Source organism: Microbacterium sp. C23T, assembly GCF_053345975.1.
Genome location: NZ_JBKFBD010000010.1, coordinates 42185 through 58899 on the forward strand (window position 1 = coordinate 42185; position 16715 = coordinate 58899).

The following is a 16715-nucleotide window of genomic DNA, read 5'->3' on the forward strand; positions in this document are numbered from 1 at the left end:
GGCTCACCCGAGGCGGGTGAGGCGGGATGCCGCGTCCTCGAGCACCTCGACGCGTTTGCAGGCGGCGAAGCGCACGAGCGTGGCGTACTCCTCACGCCGGTCCGGCGTCGCGAAGGCGGTGAGGGGGATCGCCACGACCCCGGCGCGCTCGGGGAGGGCGCGGCAGAAGGTCGCAGCATCCGTCGCTCCGAGCGGAGCGGCGTCCACGACGGTGAAGTACGAGCCGGCGGGCATCGACACGTCGAACCCGGCTGCGCGCAAGCCTGCGCCGAGCAGGTCGCGCTTCGCGCGCAGCGTGCCGGCGATGCCCCGGAAGAACTCATCGCCCAACCGGAGGCCGGTGGCCATCGCGGGCTGGAACGGGCTGCCGTTGACATACGTGAGGAACTGCTTGACCGCGAGCACGGCGTCGATGAGCGGCGCAGGACCCGAGATCCAGCCGATCTTCCAGCCGGTCGTCGAGAACGTCTTGCCGCCCGACGAGATCGTCAGCGTGCGCTCCGCGGCGCCCGGGAGGGTCGCGATCGGCACGTGCGGCTCGTCGAAGACGAGGTGCTCGTACACCTCGTCGGTCACGATGACGGCGTCGTGGCGCTCGGCGAGGCGCACGACCTCGTCACGCACGTCGGCGCCGAAGACGGCCCCGGTGGGATTGTGAGGATCGTTCACGAGGATGACGCGCGTCCGGTCGCTCACCGCCGCACGCAACTCGTCGAGGTCGGGCTGGAAGTCGGGCCACCGCAGCGGCACCGTCACCAGCCGCGCGCCGGCGAGAGCGACCACCGCCGCGTACGAGTCGTAGTACGGCTCGAACACCACGACCTCGTCATCAGGACCGTCGATGAAGGCGAGAAGCGCCGCGGCGAGCGCCTCGGTCGCGCCCGCCGTCACGAGCACCTCGCGCGCGGGATCCAGCTGCAGTCCGTAGAACCGCTCCTGATGCTCGGCGACGGCCGAGAGGAGATCCGGGATGCCGCGACCCGGCGGGTACTGGTTGACGCCGTTCGCGATCGCCGAGCGGGCCGCCTCGAGCACCTCGGCCGGGCCGTCCTCGTCGGGGAAGCCCTGCCCGAGATTGATCGCGCCGGTACGCGCCGCAAGGGCGGACATCTCGGCGAAGATGGTGGGGTGGATCGACCCGTCGGAACCGACGAGTCCGGCGCCCGCGGCTGTGCGGCGCCATGCTCCGGGGATCTGTCGCATCGCTTCACCGTAATACCGGGCGGGCTCATCCCCGTTGCATAGGCGAGTCCCATTCGCGACATAAGAAACGCACAGCATCGGTGGGCACAGTGGTGAGTGCTTGGCAGAAGGAGCAACCATGAGCGACATCCAGGGCGACCGCCCGGAAGACCAGACCCCCGCCGTCCCCTCGCAGTCGGCCGCGGAGGCCGCCGCGCAGACGCCCGCCCAGCCCGAGACCCCGGCCCCCGCCGCGGCCGCGCCGGAAGCCGTCGAGCCCACGCAGCCCGGCGCGCCCGTGCAGCCCGCACCGCCCGTGACTCCGGCCGCGTCAGCCGCCGCACTGCCCCCGGTTCCGCCGAGCGCACCCGCCGCGCAGCCCGCGGCCCACGTGCAGCCGACCGCACCGACCCAGCCCGTGCCGCCCGCCGGCTACCCGGCAGGGGCGTACGCGTACGCCCGTCCGCAGGGTTACGCCGGCCAGCCCGCGCCCTACCCCCACTCCTACGCGGGCCAGCCGGCGCCCGGCGCCCCCGGTGCCGCGTTCGGTGTGACCGCTGCGGACGCCCAGCCGACGCTGCCGATCGCCGGCTCGACCGGCGCCGTGCCGACCGCGACCAAGGCACCCAAGAAGTCGTCCGGCGCGGGCAAGGTCGTCGGCCTCATCGTCGCCGCCGCCATCGTCGGCGGAGCTGCGGGCCTCGGCGGTGCGTACGCCGGCGTCACCTGGTTCGCCCCGGTGAGCGCATCGCCCGCCGCGGGACCGTCGACGGTCACGGTCAACGACACCGACTCCGTCAACCAGACCACCGCGATCGCCGCGAAGGTCGTGCCGAGCGTCGTCACGATCGAGGCGACAGGCTCGTCGGCGGCCGGCACCGGCTCGGGCGTCGTGCTCACGAAGGACGGGTACGTCGTCACGAACACGCACGTCGTGACACTCGACGGCGCGACCGGTGACGCGACCATCCGCGTGACCACCTCCGACGGCCGCGTCTACGACGCCGAGGTCGTCGGCACCGACCCGACCTACGACCTCGCCGTCATCAAGCTGAAGGACGCCGAGGACCTCACTCCGATCGAGATCGCAGACTCGAGCAAGCTCAACGTCGGTGACACGACCGTCGCGGTGGGCGCACCGCTGGGTCTCGCGAACTCGGTGACCGAAGGCATCGTGAGCGCGCTCAACCGCTCGATCTCGATCGCGTCGTCGGCGGCGCCCGACTCGGGCGGCGACAGCCAGGACCAGCAGGACCAGAACAGCCAGGAGGGCCCGTTCCGCTTCGACTTCGGTCAGGGCGACCAGCAGTCGACGGCCACCGAGAGCATCTCGATCTCGGTCATCCAGACCGACGCCGCCATCAACCCCGGCAACTCCGGCGGCGCGCTGGTCGACTCCGACGGCAAGCTGATCGGCATCAACGTGGCGATCGCGACCGCGGGCGGCTCGTCCTCCGACGGCTCCGGCTCGATCGGCGTCGGCTTCTCGATCCCGTCCGACATCGTCAAGCGCATCACCGGCGAGATCATCGACAACGGCGAGGCGACCCACGGTCTGCTCGGCGCGAACGTGAAGGCCGCGGCATCCGTCGAGGGCTCGACCATCACCGGCGCCTACATCGACGCCGTCACCGACGGCGGTGCGGCCGCCGCCGCCGGCCTGCAGAAGGGCGACATCGTCACCGCATTCAACGGCGTGCCCGTCACCGATGCCACCGACCTCACGGCGCAGGTGCGCGCCGCCGCGGCCGGCAGCGACGCCGAGGTGACCTACGTCCGCAACGGCAAGACGCAGACCGTCCAGGTCACGCTGGGGTCGCTCCAGCAGTAGTCCACACCTCCCAGGGACGCCATTCCGCGAGCAGGTAGGCTCGCGGGATGGCGTCCTTCTCGTTCGGCGCGGGGAACGCCCGAAAGCTCGCGACGATCCCGCTCTACGCCGCCGGACGCCTCCTCACCCTCCTCGTGCCCCGCTCGCGCGACGAGTGGGTCATCGGCTGTGCGGTCGGAATCGGCGACGGTGCACTGGCGCTCTGGGAGGTGGCGGCCGCCGACGGACGCCGTCCGGTGTGGCTGGTCGGGTCGGCGAAGGAGGCGACGGATGCTGCGGCCCGCGGCATCCGCACGGTTCCCAAGCGCTCCCTGCGCGGGCTGTGGCGCACCGCGCGCGCCCGGGTGGTCGTCGTCACGCACGGATTCGGGGACGTCAACCGCTACGCCGTGTCGGGCGCTTTCGTCGTGCAGCTGTGGCACGGCATCCCGCTCAAGCGGATCGGGGTCGATTCGCCCGAGACGCTGCGGGTGCCGGGCGTCGTCGCCGCCACACCCGCCGCTGGAACGGTGCGCGGGCTCCTGAGATCGATGTACCGCGGCGCCGCGCGCCGCATCCGCGTGATTCCGGCGGCCTCGCACCTCGTCCGCGGCCGTCTCGAATCCGCCTTCGCACTGCCCGACGAGAGCGTGCCGGTGACCGGCGAACCTCGCGTCGACGTGCTCTCCCGCGGCACCGCCGAGGACCGTCGCGTGCGGGCCCGCGCCGCGATCGGGCGCGCGGCCGCCCGCGTGGAGCCCTCGAGCCGCTTCGTGCTCTATGCGCCCACCTGGCGCGACGGCGCGCTCGACCCCGCGGTGCCGACCAGAGAGGAGTGGTCGCAGATCGTGGACGTGCTGAGGCGCCATGACGCGACGCTCCTCGTCCGGTCGCACCCGCTCGGCGCGGGCGACTACGCCCCGCCGTTCCCGACGGACCGCGTGCAGTCGCTCGGCAGCGACCTGGTCGCGGACGTGACCCCCTTGCTCCCCGGCCTCGACGCCCTCGTCACCGACTACTCGTCCCTCGCATTCGACGCCTCGCTCGTGCCGCTTCCCACGCTGTTCCTCGCGCCCGACGTCGACGAGTATGCGCGCAGACGCGGCTTCTACGGCACCTACGCCGACGTGGCGGGCGACGACTGGGCGATCGACTGGACGCAGGCCGCGACCCAGCTGGACGCGGTGCTCGGCGACGATGCCGAGCGCGCGCGCCGCGTCGAACGGGCGGTCGCGCTGGACGCGCGGGTGCACGCCTTCCGCGACGGGCTCAACGCCGAGAGGGTGTACCGTGCGATTCTGGCCGGAACGGTCCACGACGGCCCGAGGGAAGGAACCGGATGACCGACGCGCGCTTCACGACGGAGGGGAGCCCGGCTCTCGTTCTCTCGGGCGAAGGGGAGCGGCCCGATTCCGTCGAGATCGTCGGTGCCCGCGCCCGCGTCACCGCGCGCCTCACCGGCCGTGGCAAGACGTGGACGGCGACGCTCCCGCTGCGCGCCGCGCGCTGGGGCGGCCCGGAACTGCCACTGCCTGCCGGCTCGTACGAGGTGCGCATCGCGGATGCCGCGGGCCGAGGCATCCGTCCCCCCGACGTGCTCCCGCTCACGCAGCTCGGAACGCTCAGAGCGAGCCTCGAGGGGTGGACCCTGCGGGTCGGGCCCCCGATCGACCCCGCGTACGACTCGGGTGAGGGGCAGGACGCCCTCGAACGCCGCTACGCGACCCGGCCCGCCACCGGGTTCGAGAACGCGGTGTTCTTCGAGAGCTTCTACGGTCGCAACGCGAGCTGCAACCCTCTCGCGATCGACCGGGAGGTCGCGCGCCGCGCGCCGGACGTGACCCGCTACTGGAGCGTCGTCGACCTGTCGGTCGCCGTGCCGGACGGCGCGATCCCCGTGGTCGAGGGCAGCCCCGAATGGTGGCGCGCCCGCGGGGCCGCGCGACTGCTCGTGGTCAACGACTGGCTGCGACGCCGGTTCGCCCGACGCAAGGGCCAGGTGGTGCTGCAGACCTGGCACGGCACGCCGCTCAAGCGCCTCGCGCTGCACCGGCCCGGGTTCGACCCGCGCCGGACGGCGGCGGTCGTCCGTGAGTCCCGCCGCTGGAACATCCTGCTGGCGCAGAATCCCTATGCCGCGCGCATCCTCGGCAAGGCGTACGCGTTCCTCACGCGCCCGGTCTGGGTCGAGGGGTATCCGCGCAACGATGTGCTGACCACGGGTGACGGCACGGCGACGCGCGAGGCCCTCGGCATCCGTCCCGGCGAGCGGGTCCTGCTGTACGCGCCGACGTGGCGTGACGACCGCGACCAGATCGTGGACTTCATCGATCCGGTCTCGCTCGCCGCCGCCACCGATGCTGTCGTACTCGTGCGCGGGCACTCGCGCACGCTGCTGCCCGGGCGTGACGCGGAAGGCCCCCGGGTGATCGACGTCACCGGCTTCCCCGACACCTCACTGCTGCTGCTCGTCGCCGATGCGCTCATCACCGACTACTCGTCCGTGATGTTCGACTACTCGGTGACCGGGAAGCCGATGTACTTCCTCGTGCCCGACATGGAGCACTACCGAGGCGAGCTGCGCGGGTTCTACTTCGACCTCGCCGCGCACGCACCGGGTCCGATGGTGCGCACGCAGGAGGAATTGGTGGCCGCGCTCGCCGCGGACGACACCGAGAAGTACGCATCGCGCTACGCGCAGTGGCGCGACAAGTTCAACGCCCGCGACGACGGCCACGCCGCCGAGCGGGTCGTGGCACGCATCCTGGACCAGGGCTTCATCGACGCCTGACGACCGGCCGCCCGCCGGATGTCACGGCAGCGGCGTGTTGCGGCTTCCGAGGCGGGACGTGTCGACGGTGTCGTGCGCGCCGCCGATCACGCCGAGGAGGAAGCCCCAGCCCCACGCGAGGTGCATGGAGGGAAGCACGGCCGCGGTCCACAGCTTGTCGCGCCAGCCGTGCCCGCCGCCCCGGCCGAGAGCGACCACGGCGATGAGGGCGGCGTACGCGAGCACCGGGAGGTAGACGACGGATGCCGTCACCGACCACCAGCCCTGCAGCAGACCGGTGAGCTGGAGCACGCCGACGATGATCCCGAGCAGGATCGTCAGCACGAGCGCCGGCGGTGCGAAGAACCGCAGCGAGTTGCCGCGCCCGAAGCGGCGGACGAGCTCCCCTCGCCACCTGCCCGTCGCCGAGAACTGACGGACCAGGCGCGTCCAGCTCTCGCGCGGCCAGTAGGTCACGGCCAGTGCGGGATCGAACCAGACGCGGTAGCCGGCGCGACGGATGCGCAGATTCAGCTCCCAGTCCTCGCCGCGCCGGATGCTCTCGTCGAACAGCCCGACCTCTTCGAGCACGTCGCGGCGCATGACGCCGAGGTAGGCGGACTCCGCCTCGCCCTCCTGCGTGCCGCCGTGGTAGGCGCCGCCGCCGAGGCCGATGGGGGAGTTGTAGGCGCGCGCGACGGCACGCTGGAAGGGTGTGCGGCCGTCGGCGCGCATCACGCCGCCGACGTTCGCGGCGCGCACGCGGTCGAGGGTCGCGAGTGCCCGTCGCGCATACGTCGGATCCAGCTCGGAGTGCGCGTCCACGCGCACCACGGTGGGGTGCCGCGCGGCGCGGATCGCCAGGTTGAGGCCGATCGGGATATCGGCGCCCGGGTTCTCGACGAGCACGATGCGGTCGTCGCCGCCGGCGAGTTCCGCCGCCAGCGCGTTCGTGCCGTCCGTCGAGGGGCCGAGAGCCAGGACCAGCTCGGTCGGGCCGGGGACGTCCTGTGCGAGCACCGTCTCGACCGCACGGCGGAGGTAGTCGCGCTCGTTGAGCACGGGCATCACGAAGCTCACGCCGGAACCGGGGGGAGGGACTGGAGCGTCCCTGCGCCCGTGTTGCTCGACATGCACGCGTCGATCATGTCATGAGAGCCCTGGGTAGGCTGGAAGCGTGGGTCTGGTCTCGGATGGAAAGAAGGCGGTCGCTCTCGTCCGCAAGGCGGTGCGCAATCGTTCGGCCGTGATCGACGTGCGGCGCACCCTCTCGGGCCGGCCGCCGCACCCGCCGTTCCAGTACCGCGTGGCCGTCTACTTCGCCGACGGCGCGGTCAACATGTACCAGATGCGGCAGTGGTACAAGCCGCTCGCAGACCTCGCGAAGACCTGGCCCGTCGTGGTGCTGAGCCGCGCCGCCACCGGCGCCGAGGCGCTGCTGGCCGACGGGGCGCTTCCGGTGGCGTTCGTTCCGACGGTGCGCGATCTCGAGCGCTTCATCGCCAAGCAGGACATCCGCCTCGTGCTGTACGTCAACCAGAACACGCGCAACTTCCAGATGTTCCGCTACGGCCGTCGCTGGCACGTGTTCATCAACCACGGCGAGTCCGACAAGATGTACATGACCACGAACCAGTACAAGGCGTACGACTACGCGATGATCGCGGGCGACGCCGCGCGCGAGCGGCTCTCGCGGGTGCTGTGGGACTACGACATCGAGCGCCGCACGATCGAGATCGGGCGCCCGCAGGCCGACCATTACTCCGGCACCCTGCCCTACACGCCCGACGCGCGCACGGTGGTCCTCTATGCGCCCACGTGGGAGGGGGACCGCCCCTCGGCCCACTACGGCTCGATCGCCACGCACGGCGAGGCGCTCGTGGCCGCACTCCTGGCCACCGGTCGCCATCGCGTGATCTACCGCCCCCACCCGCGCTCGGGAGTCGTGAACCATGAGTACGGCGCCGCGAACAAGCGCATCATCGCGGCCCTGAACGCCGCGAATGCCACGGATCCCTCCGCCCAGCACGTCTTCGACGACGGGCCCGAGCTCGGCTGGCAGCTGGCCGCCGCGGACGTCGCGATCGTCGACATCTCGGCGATGGTCTACGACCGGCTCGCGGCCGACAAGCCGCTCATGATCACGCGGCCGGCCGACCCCGCCGCCGCGATCGACACGCACGGGTATCTGTCGGCCTGCGAGTGGCTCGACGCGGTTGCGGCTCCCGACATCGTCGCCCAGACCGAGCGCGTGCTCTCCGACCCCGACGCCGTCGCGCGCCTGGAGGAATGGGTGACGCACTACTTCGGCGACACCGCACCGGGCTCGGCGACGGCGAGATTCCACGGGGCCGTGCAGCGCCTCATGGAGGACTGGGACTCCTGGTACGCGCGGTCGGTCGCCGACGCCGAGGATGACGAGCCCGAGGACGAAGCGGACCTCGACGACGAGGGCTGAGTCCGCGACGCTCGGCCGACGGCGTCAGGCGACCGGGGCAGGACGCTCGACCAGCCGCGCGATCGCGCGCAGCGGGATCGCGACCCACGTCGGCCGGTTGCGGGCCTCGTAGATCGCCTCGTACACCGCTTTGTCGAGCTCGAGCGCGGCGAGGAGCGGATGCCGGGGGTCGAGCCCGCCCGCCGACGCGGCGTATCCGTCCACGAACGCCCTGCGGGCGTCACGCGCCCACGCGCGCACCGCGTCGGCGGAGCGATCCGGGTCGTCCAGGCGCAGCGAACCCGCGACGTAGTCGAACGAGCGGAGCATGCCTGCCACGTCGCGCAGCGCGAGATCGGGTTGCGTGCGTTCGGCCATCGGCCGCAGCGGCTCGCCCTCGAAGTCGACCATGATCCAGCCGCGGTCGGGGGAGTGCAGCACCTGCCCGAGGTGGAAGTCGCCGTGGATGCGCTGCAGCGGCGGCCACGGCACCTCGAGCGCGCGACGGTACACCGCCGCGGCGGCATCCCGCTGACCGGCGATCTCGGGGACCTCCGCGATGGCGATCGCGAACCTCCGCTCCCACGTGGCCGCCGTCGCCTCGCGGTCGGCGTCCGTCGCCGTGCGGGTCGGGAAGCACTCCGCGAGGGCGACATGCACCTCGGCGGTCGCGGTGCCGAGCGCGCGCGCCGCGTCGCGGAAGTCGTCACCCTTCGCTGCTGCCTGCAGCGCGACGCGCCATGCGTCCTCGACGCCCGGCAGGAACTCCTGCGCGGAGGCGAGGGACCCGCGCACGGTGCCGTGCGCGGTGGTGAGGTCCGGCCACGTCCCTTCGATCGAGCCGACCGGGCGCGGCACATGGGGCGATCCCGCCCCGGCCAGCGCTTCCTGCAGCTCGATGTCGGGGTTGAGGCCCTCGTGCAGCTGTCGGTAGACCTTGCAGATCACCGGGGCGCCATCGCCTTCGAAGATGAGGGACGTGTTCGACTGCTCTCCGCTGATCACCCGCGACGTCGCCCCAGACGGAGCTCCGCCCGAGCCTGCGACCCGCCCGATCGCCGTGGTCTGCGGTCCGTGTGCGGTGCCCCCGACCGTGATCAGGCGCAGCAGAGCCTGGGCGTACGCGGGGTCGAACGGGCCGTCGATGAAGGTCGTTCCCGGCACCGGACTGCCGATGACGTGGTCGGGGTCGGCGTCGACGTTCTCCGTCGCGCGCTCGACGACCGGGATCTGGTACAGCACGGCCGGCAGAGCGCCCTCATCCGCCACGAGGAATGTGCGGATGCGTGCGCCGGCGTCCGCGTCGTCGGCGCCGCCGGAGTCCGCGCTCAGATCCCACCATGAGAGCAGGCGCAGGCTGGGCGGTCGCCCCTTCGCGGCGTACCAGCGCTGCCGCGGCATCCATGCCGCGAGGCACGCCAACGTGCTGTCCATACCTGTGAGCGTATGCCCGTCGTCGGGCGCGTGTCGAGGACACGCTGCAAGCGCTTGCAGAACGTGGCGGAATTCGCCCGCTACTCGTCCTCGCCCGATTCCTGGTACTCCGCGATCTCGATGACCGGCGCCACCGGGATGACGATGGATTCGACGGCCCCTCCGCCGCCGACGGCGAGGTCGCCGAGGCCGAGGCCGCCGAGATCGACGGATGCGGCATCGGTCAGCCGTTCGGCCTGCGTCTCGGTGCGGGCGGGCTCTGACGGCAGACCCGCCCACTCGACGGGCTCTTCGGGAAGCTTGCTGAACAGACCCATACCGCCATTGTCACCCCGCCGGCGGGGTGGAGGCTCCGTCCTCGGTCGGAACGGACGCTTCGATCGCTTCCGGCGAGCGCCGGATCACGCGGGCGGTGATGCGGCGGGCCCCGGAGGCTCCGCGCGTGACGCCGCCGACGACCGCCTCGCCGGCGCGACGGATGCCGCGCCCGGCGAGCCGCTCGATCCGGTCGGCGCCGGGGCGCGGTTCGAGTTCGGGAGGCAGCAGGTGCGGAGGCACCCCGAACGCCCGGCGGGAGCCGGTGAGCACACGCCGCCCGAGGATGTTGTTGCCGGCGCCGCCGATGGCCGCGCCGATGCCGAACGGCAGCGCTTTGCCGATCCACGAGGCACCGCCGCGCGCGGCGAACTGACGGATGAACGTCGTCTTGAGCCGGTCGACGAGCGGCCCGACGGCGGCGCGGGGGAGCGACTTGGTGATCATCTCGCCCCAGTAGCCCGAACGGGACGGACCGCGCCCGGCGGCCTGCCCGGCGAGCTGCGCGACGAGGTCGACACCCTCTTTGCCGAGCATGAGCGTCAGCACCAGCGCCCGCGCCCGATCGGGATCCGACACCGGGATGCCGTGCACCTCGGCCACCGACTGCGCGAACAGCGTGGTGGCCTCGAGGAACGCGACAGTCTCGACGCCGCTGAGCGCCAGCGTCACGCCCGTGCCGATCCCGGGGACGACCGCGGTCGCGCCGACCGCCGCGCCGCCGGTGGTCACCGCAGCCAGATAGCGCCGCTCGAGGATGCGGACGATGTCGGCGGGAGAGGAGTCCGGATGCCGCAGACGGATGCTGCGCAGGTGTGCGAGCACGACCGGCCGCTGGATCGCGAGCACCCGGTCGAGCGCACGGATCGTGAAGGGATGCTCGTCGGACCCCGCGGGCGGCAGCCCTCCCTGCCACGGCGCGTCGCCTGACAGGGAGTGGATCTGGTGAACCTTGTCGGTCATCGCGCCGAGTCTATGCGCCCGGGTCTGAGCGCAGGCTCGGGGTTGACAGCCTCGCAGCGATCGGTCAGACGAAGAGGTTGGCGCGCTCGAGATCCTCGGCGAAGTCCACCTCGACGGCGTACAGGTCCGAGATGTCGAGCGGCTCGAGCAGCACGCCGTCCTCGGCGATCGCGAGCTCGAGGCCACGCTCGAAGTAGTCCTGGTCGTCGACGCGCGTGAGGTGGCGCATGAACGCCTTCTTGTCGCGGCTCGAGATGTAGTTGATGCCGACGGCCTCGCCGATGCCGCCCTTGACGGTCTTCGACAGCTCGTTGATGAAGCCCTCCGGCGTCACGGTGTACTTGACCTCTTCGTCGCTCACCTTGGACGTGTTGACCGTGACGAACGACTGGTCGCGCTCGATCAGCTCGATGGCGCGGCCGAGCACGCGCGGGTCGAAGACCACGTCGCCGTTCATCCAGAGCACGCCGCCCTTGCCCGTCTTGGCGAGGGCGCGCAGCAGGCTCTTGGAGGTGTTGGTCTGGTCGTAGCGGTCGTTGTAGACGTAGTCGACGTCGGGGAACGCCTCGACGATGGTCTCGGCGCGGTAGCCCACGACGGTGGTGATCTTGGCTTCGCGGCCGAAAGCGGCACGGATGTTGTCGTGCTGCTGCTGCATGATGCTGCGGCCGTCGCCGAGCTCCGTGAGGGGCTTGGGCAGGCTGCGGCCGAGTCGCGAGCCCATTCCGGCTGCGAGGATGACGGTCTGAAGGGTCAAAATCTGCTCCTGAAGTGCGTGATTCACTGCCGGTTCACCGGCGGGACACCCCTTCGTGCCTCGACCATGGTAGCGATGAGGCCTGGGAAGGCGCATAATGGGCGGCTCCCGTTGCCGATTTGTGACATAACGCGAATGCCGCGACGCGGCGACACGAACTCCGCCGCGATCAGGCCCGCTTGATACGTTGGTTCAGTGACAGCCTCCCTCCCGGTGCCGAATGACATCGATCCGGAAGAGCCGGACCGTCACTCCAGCGCGCGCGTCGTACGCCTCGCAGATACGGTCTCACCGGCTCCCGACAAGCCCCGCCGCCCGCCGCGCAAGCCGCGCACCGACGGGGGTTCCCAACCCGCCGCTCCGCGCAAGAAGCGCACGCCGGCCGCATCCAAGGCGAAGCCGGCCCCCGCTCCGGATCCGGGGCCGCCGCCGCCCCTTCCGAGCGATCTCGAGCTCGCGGCCAGCGCTGCCGCGAGCATCGTCGTGCCGCCGCGCCCGCCGCTTCCCGACGCGGGCGATGGTTCGCCGGTGGATGCTGTGCAGACGGCGCCCCTCGAAGAGGCGACGCCCGTCGACGACGGCGCGGCACCGGACCACGCCGCGATCGAGGCGGAGCCGCAGGCCGAGCCGGAGGCCGCGATCGAGGCGGAGCCCCAGGCCGAGCCGGAGGCCGCGATCGAGCCCGAGACCCCGGTCGTGCTCGAACCGACCGCCCAGCCCGAGGCCGACCACGACCACTCGACTCTTGCCGAAACGGCGGCGGTGGTCGATGCTGAGCCCGTGGTCGAGTCCGCGCCCGTGGCCGAGCCCGCGGGGGTCGTGGAGCCCACGCCGGCGGTCGAGCCCTCAGTTGCGCCCGCCGAGCCGGACGCCGCCGTGCTGGAGCGCGCCCCCGCGCCCGCTGAACTCCAGCCGGTGCCGCTGCCCGCTGCGGACCCGGAGCCGACGACGACCCTCGATCCCGAGGCCCTGGCCGCGGCCGTCTCGCTGGACGCGGCCGCAACGGCGGCCGCGGCATCCGCCAACGCCCTCGTGCTGCGCGGCGTCACCAAGCGATTCGGCAGCACCCACGCCGTCGACGGCATCGACCTCACGATCCCGGCGGGCACGTTCTACGGGCTCGTCGGCCCCAACGGCGCCGGCAAGACGACCACGCTCTCGATGATCGCAGGCCTGCTCGAGCCCGATCGCGGCACGATCCATGTCGGCGGAGTGGATGCGGCGGCCAAGCCGCTCGCAGCCAAGCGGATGATGGGGGTCCTCCCTGATCGGCTGCGCACCTTCGACCGCCTGACCGGCCGTCAGCTCCTGTACTACTACGGGGTGCTGCGCAAGCTCCCGCCCGCCGTCGTCGAGAGCCGGACCGCTGACCTCGCACGCGCCTTCGACCTCGAGGACGCGCTGGGCCGGAGCGTCTCGGACTACTCGGCGGGCATGCTCAAGAAGGTCATGCTCGCGGGAGCGCTGATCCACTCGCCGCGTCTGCTCGTGCTGGACGAGCCGTTCGAAGCGGTCGACCCGGTCTCGAGCGCGATCATCCTCGACATCCTCTCCACCTATGTCGCGCACGGCGGCACGGTGATCCTCTCGAGCCACGGCATGGACCTCGTCGAGCGCGTCTGCACGCGCGTCGCGGTCATCGTGGCGGGCCAGGTGCTCGCGGAGGGCACCGTCGACGAGGTGCGCGGCGAGCTGACGCTCGAGCAGCGCTTCGTGGAACTGGCCGGAGGGCTCAGCGATGTGGAGGGCCTCGAGTGGCTGCACACATTCTCCGACTGAGGCTCGCGCTGCTGTTCGGCACGTTCCGCGGTCACGGGGGGCATGTCGCGCGCGTGGTCACGGGACTCGTGATCCTCGTCGCCGCGACGGCGGCGGCCTGCTGGGCGCTGCTGACGCTGAAGGATGCCTCCACCGAGGAGGTGCTCGCGGTCACCGTGCTCGGGGGCTCGGCAGTGACCCTCGGCTTCGCGCTCGCTCCGTTGTTCGGTGCCGTGGAGGACCCGCTGGATCCCCGGCGATTCGCCCTGTTCGGGCTCCCGCGGGGAAGCCTAGCCCTCGTGCTGGCGGTTGCGGGCTTCCTCAGCGTGCCCATCCTGGTCCTCCTCGCGGTCGCCGTGTGCTCCGCCATCGTGTGGGCCGATCACGGTGTGCCGGTGATCGTCGGAATAGTGAGCGTGCTGCTCGGGGTGCTCACGTGCGTCCTGCTGGCGCGTGTGTGCATGGCGCTGGCCTCGCTCTTCCTCCGCGACCGGCGCTCGCGCGAGCTCTCGGGTGTCTTCGTCCTCGTGGTGCTCGTCGTCGTGGTTCCGGTGGGCGTCTTCCTCGCTTCGCTCGAGTGGCAGGGGAGCGTCCCGCCGCAGCTGCTCGAGGCCGTGGACTGGCTGGCCCTCACCCCGCTCGGTGCGGCGTGGGCCATGCCCGGAATGGTGATCACGGGCGGCGACGCGTGGCTGTCCGCGCTCATCGCGGTGGGCACCATCGTCCTTCTGGCGATGATCTGGGTATGGGCGGTCAACCGACTGCTGACCACGACCGAGCGCCCCGGGACCGGGCGTGAGCGAGGCGGGCTCGGATGGTTCGGCGTCGCCCCGGGCACTCCCGGCGGTGCGATCGCGGCGCGGAGCCTCGTCTACTGGTTCGGCGACCGACGCTACGTCGTGAATGGCCTCGTGATCCCGTTCGCAGCCGCGATCACGGTGGTGCCGCTGCTCATCGCCGGCGTCCCGCCCGAGCTGGTCGCCCTCGTGCCCGTGCCGTTCGCGGCGCTCTTCCTCGGCTGGCTGCCGCACGACGACATCGCCTACGACTCCACCGCGGTGTGGATGCACATCGCGAGCGGTGTGCGCGGCGTCTCCGACCGCCTCGGCCGGCTCGTGCCGGTGCTGCTCGTCGGGGTCCCTCTGCTCGCCGTCGCCATCCCGGTGGCGACGCTGCTGCACGGGCGCTGGGCGGTGCTCCCGGCTCTCACCGGCGTGTGCGCCGCGCTGTTCCTGTCGGGCCTGGGGCTCTCGAGCATCTCGTCGGTGGTCGCGCCCTACGCGGTGTCGCGGCCGGGCGAGAGTCCGTTCCAGCAGCCGCAGCGCACCGGCGCGAACGGCGCGATCGCGCAGGGGAGTGTCATGGCCGGCGCGCTCGTGGTGTCGGCACCGGTCCTGTGGTGCGGCTGGCTGGCCCTGCAGGGCGACACGGAGGCCGCGAACACGGCGCTGTGGGGAGGCCTGGCGATCGGCCTCGGCGTGCTCGTCGTCGGCATCGGCGTCGGCGCCATCGTCTTCGAGCGTCGCGGTGGGCGCCTCATGGAGTTCGCGGAGTCCACCTGACTCGTGCGGACGGACCCCAGCCGCGTCCGCCCCGACTACACTGGCAGACCATGAGCACCCCGCTGGACAGCCCCGACCAGGGCGGCATCGCGACCCTCGATCGCGAGCTCGAAGAGCTCCTCAAAGAAGAGAACATCGAGCCGGGTGACCATGAGCGCTTCTCCCACTATGTGAAGAAGGACAAGATCCTCGAGTCCGCCATCACCGGCAAGCCCGTGCGGGCGCTGTGCGGCAAGAAGTGGACGCCGGGCCGCGACCCCGAGAAGTTCCCCGTGTGCCCGACCTGCAAAGAGATCTACGAGTCGCTCCAGGGCTGATCACTCGGCGTCGGTATAGACCGTCGGGATCGCCGGGTCGGAGCGGCTGAGCGCGAGTCCGCGCACCGGAAGCTCTTCGCGCACCCGGGCGTGATGTGCTCGAGCGGCCTCGACGCCGTCGGATCCCTCGTACGCGGCATCCGGTTCGCCGTCCACGACGAGCGGCACCTGCAGCGCGCGGGATCCCGGGTGGGCCGAGGCGGTGTCGAGCGCTTCGAAGCCGTCCGACACGACGATGAGCTCGCTCGTCGCGGTACCCGCGTCGAGCGCGCGGAACGCCGCCTTGCGGCCGCCCTTGGACGCCTTGTCGGTCGACGCCTTCGCCACACCGACCCACCCGCCGTCGGAGTCCTGCCGCGCCACGAGCTTGTAGACCATTCCCGCGGTCGGCGTCCCCGACCCCGTGACCACCGACGTGCCGACGCCGTAGGAGTCGACAGGGGATGCCGCGAGCGCCGCGATCGCGTACTCGTCGAGGTCGCTCGTCACCGTGATGCGCGTGCCGGTCGCACCGAGCTCGTCGAGCTGGGCGCGCACCTCCGTGGCAACCGTCGGCAGGTCGCCGGAGTCGATCCGGACCCCGCCGAGCCTCGTCCCGGCGACGCGGATGGCCGTCTCGACACCCTGGCGGATGTCGTAGGTGTCGATGAGCAGGGTGGTGCCGACGCCGAGGGCCGCGATCTGCGCGCGGAACGCGTCCTCCTCGGTGTCGTGCAGCAGCGTCCAGGCGTGGGCGGCCGTGCCCATCGTCGGGATGCCCCATCGGCGACCTGCCTCGAGATTCGAGGTGGCGCTGAAACCGGTGATGTAGGCCGCACGCGCCGCGGCGACCGCCGACGACTCGCCGGCCCGCCGCGAACCCATCTCGGCCAGCGGACGGTCCCCGGCGGCGATGCTCATGCGGGCGGCGGCGGTCGCGACCGCCGAATCGTAGTTGAGCACGCTGAGCGCGAGGGTCTCGAGCACGACGGCCTCGGCGAACGTTCCCTCGATCGTCAGGATGGGGGAGCCCGGGAAGTACAGCTCGCCCTCGCGATAGCCCGTCACCGAGCCGGTGAACCGGTAGCCCTCGAGGAAATCGAGGGTCGAGGCATCCACCACCTTCTCGTCGCGGAGGAATCGCAGCTCGTCGTCGCCGAAGCGGAAGTCGCGGATGAGCGAGAGCAGCCGTCCCGTGCCCGCGACGACCCCGAAGCGCCGCGCTCCCGGGAGGCGCCGGCCGAACAGCTCGAACACGCATCGGCGGTGGGCGGTGCCGTCGCGGAGCGCCGCGTCGACCATCGTGAGCTCGTAGCGGTCCGTCAGCAGGGCGGTCGAGGCGGCCATGCGGGTCAGCCTAGCTTTTGATGACGCGGGGGTTCCCCCCGAGGGCTCGCTCTGCTCGCCGCGGCCTCGCCGTGCCCCGCGGCG

Annotated in this window: 14 protein-coding genes; 7 read left to right on the forward strand and 7 right to left on the reverse strand. The window is 71.9% G+C overall.

The window, feature by feature from the left end; translation table 11 throughout:
• Positions 1-3 precede the first annotated feature (3 nt).
• Positions 4-1203 carry an aminotransferase class I/II-fold pyridoxal phosphate-dependent enzyme gene (locus ACLBXX_RS07430; protein WP_447657513.1) on the reverse strand — a complete coding sequence of 400 codons (1200 nt, stop codon included), beginning with the start codon at positions 1201-1203 and terminating at the stop codon, positions 4-6.
• A gap of 118 nt (positions 1204-1321) precedes the next feature.
• On the opposite strand from ACLBXX_RS07430, the gene ACLBXX_RS07435 reads away from it, so the two are divergent.
• From ACLBXX_RS07435 to ACLBXX_RS07445, 3 genes are read left to right on the forward strand one after another with little or no spacing between them, the layout of a single operon-like run.
• Positions 1322-3013: a trypsin-like peptidase domain-containing protein gene (locus ACLBXX_RS07435; protein WP_447657514.1), complete on the forward strand. Its 1692-nt coding sequence runs from the start codon at positions 1322-1324 to the stop codon at positions 3011-3013.
• A 47-nt stretch (positions 3014-3060) separates the two neighbouring features.
• Positions 3061-4335, forward strand: a complete 1275-nt coding sequence (locus ACLBXX_RS07440) for a CDP-glycerol glycerophosphotransferase family protein (protein WP_447657515.1) — start codon at positions 3061-3063, stop codon at positions 4333-4335.
• Positions 4332-5783 carry a CDP-glycerol glycerophosphotransferase family protein gene (locus ACLBXX_RS07445; RefSeq protein ID WP_447657516.1) on the forward strand — a complete coding sequence of 484 codons (1452 nt, stop codon included), beginning with the start codon at positions 4332-4334 and terminating at the stop codon, positions 5781-5783. The genes ACLBXX_RS07440 and ACLBXX_RS07445 overlap by 4 nt, the downstream gene beginning before the upstream one ends.
• 21 nt (positions 5784-5804) lie before the next feature.
• On the opposite strand, the gene ACLBXX_RS07450 is transcribed toward ACLBXX_RS07445, so the two are convergent.
• Positions 5805-6842, reverse strand: coding sequence for a glycosyltransferase family 2 protein (locus ACLBXX_RS07450; protein ID WP_447657517.1), 1038 nt, complete (start codon positions 6840-6842; stop codon positions 5805-5807).
• A 97-nt stretch (positions 6843-6939) separates the two neighbouring features.
• Here ACLBXX_RS07450 and ACLBXX_RS07455 point away from each other — a divergent pair, with 97 nt between their 5' ends.
• Positions 6940-8220, forward strand: a complete 1281-nt coding sequence (locus ACLBXX_RS07455) for a CDP-glycerol glycerophosphotransferase family protein (RefSeq protein ID WP_447657518.1) — start codon at positions 6940-6942, stop codon at positions 8218-8220.
• Between the two features lie 24 nt (positions 8221-8244).
• Here ACLBXX_RS07455 and ACLBXX_RS07460 read toward each other — a convergent pair whose 3' ends face one another.
• The 4 genes from ACLBXX_RS07460 to ACLBXX_RS07475 all read right to left on the reverse strand — a co-directional run bounded on the left by ACLBXX_RS07460 (position 8245) and on the right by ACLBXX_RS07475 (position 11668).
• Positions 8245-9633, reverse strand: coding sequence for a phosphotransferase (locus tag ACLBXX_RS07460; protein WP_447657519.1), 1389 nt, complete (start codon positions 9631-9633; stop codon positions 8245-8247).
• A gap of 80 nt (positions 9634-9713) precedes the next feature.
• Entirely contained in the window at positions 9714-9950 is a 237-nt protein-coding gene (locus tag ACLBXX_RS07465) for a hypothetical protein (protein WP_387136588.1), read from the reverse strand.
• Positions 9951-9960: 10 nt separating this feature from the next.
• A complete protein-coding gene (locus tag ACLBXX_RS07470) occupies positions 9961-10911 on the reverse strand; it encodes a hypothetical protein (protein WP_447657520.1) in 951 nt (316 codons plus the stop codon).
• 64 nt (positions 10912-10975) lie between these two features.
• Positions 10976-11668, reverse strand: a complete 693-nt coding sequence (locus ACLBXX_RS07475) for a phosphocholine cytidylyltransferase family protein (protein ID WP_056367826.1) — start codon at positions 11666-11668, stop codon at positions 10976-10978.
• A 195-nt stretch (positions 11669-11863) separates the two neighbouring features.
• Here ACLBXX_RS07475 and ACLBXX_RS07480 point away from each other — a divergent pair, with 195 nt between their 5' ends.
• Genes ACLBXX_RS07480 through ACLBXX_RS07490 form a run of 3 tightly spaced genes read left to right on the forward strand, consistent with a single transcriptional unit; the run spans position 11864 to position 15305 of the window.
• On the forward strand, positions 11864-13447 hold the full coding sequence (locus ACLBXX_RS07480; protein ID WP_447657521.1) for an ATP-binding cassette domain-containing protein: 1584 nt from the start codon (positions 11864-11866) through the stop codon (positions 13445-13447).
• A complete protein-coding gene (locus ACLBXX_RS07485; protein WP_447657522.1) occupies positions 13423-14988 on the forward strand; it encodes a hypothetical protein in 1566 nt (521 codons plus the stop codon). The genes ACLBXX_RS07480 and ACLBXX_RS07485 overlap by 25 nt, the downstream gene beginning before the upstream one ends.
• Before the next feature lie 50 nt (positions 14989-15038).
• A complete protein-coding gene (locus tag ACLBXX_RS07490) occupies positions 15039-15305 on the forward strand; it encodes a DUF3039 domain-containing protein (RefSeq protein ID WP_045296870.1) in 267 nt (88 codons plus the stop codon).
• Here ACLBXX_RS07490 and ACLBXX_RS07495 read toward each other — a convergent pair whose 3' ends face one another.
• Positions 15306-16631, reverse strand: coding sequence for a nicotinate phosphoribosyltransferase (locus tag ACLBXX_RS07495; protein ID WP_447657523.1), 1326 nt, complete (start codon positions 16629-16631; stop codon positions 15306-15308).
• Positions 16632-16715 lie beyond the last annotated feature (84 nt).

Bases quoted from the DNA above. Each gene is read 5' to 3' on its own strand.
- ACLBXX_RS07430 (WP_447657513.1), bottom strand. From the start codon at position 1,203: ATGCGACAGATCCCCGGAGCATGGCGCCGCACAGCCGCGGGCGCCGGA.
- ACLBXX_RS07435 (WP_447657514.1), top strand. From the start codon at position 1,322: ATGAGCGACATCCAGGGCGACCGCCCGGAAGACCAGACCCCCGCCGTC.
- ACLBXX_RS07440 (WP_447657515.1), top strand. From the start codon at position 3,061: ATGGCGTCCTTCTCGTTCGGCGCGGGGAACGCCCGAAAGCTCGCGACG.
- ACLBXX_RS07445 (WP_447657516.1), top strand. From the start codon at position 4,332: ATGACCGACGCGCGCTTCACGACGGAGGGGAGCCCGGCTCTCGTTCTC.
- ACLBXX_RS07460 (WP_447657519.1), bottom strand. From the start codon at position 9,633: ATGGACAGCACGTTGGCGTGCCTCGCGGCATGGATGCCGCGGCAGCGC.
- ACLBXX_RS07465 (WP_387136588.1), bottom strand. From the start codon at position 9,950: ATGGGTCTGTTCAGCAAGCTTCCCGAAGAGCCCGTCGAGTGGGCGGGT.
- ACLBXX_RS07470 (WP_447657520.1), bottom strand. From the start codon at position 10,911: ATGACCGACAAGGTTCACCAGATCCACTCCCTGTCAGGCGACGCGCCG.
- ACLBXX_RS07490 (WP_045296870.1), top strand. From the start codon at position 15,039: ATGAGCACCCCGCTGGACAGCCCCGACCAGGGCGGCATCGCGACCCTC.
- ACLBXX_RS07495 (WP_447657523.1), bottom strand. From the start codon at position 16,631: ATGGCCGCCTCGACCGCCCTGCTGACGGACCGCTACGAGCTCACGATG.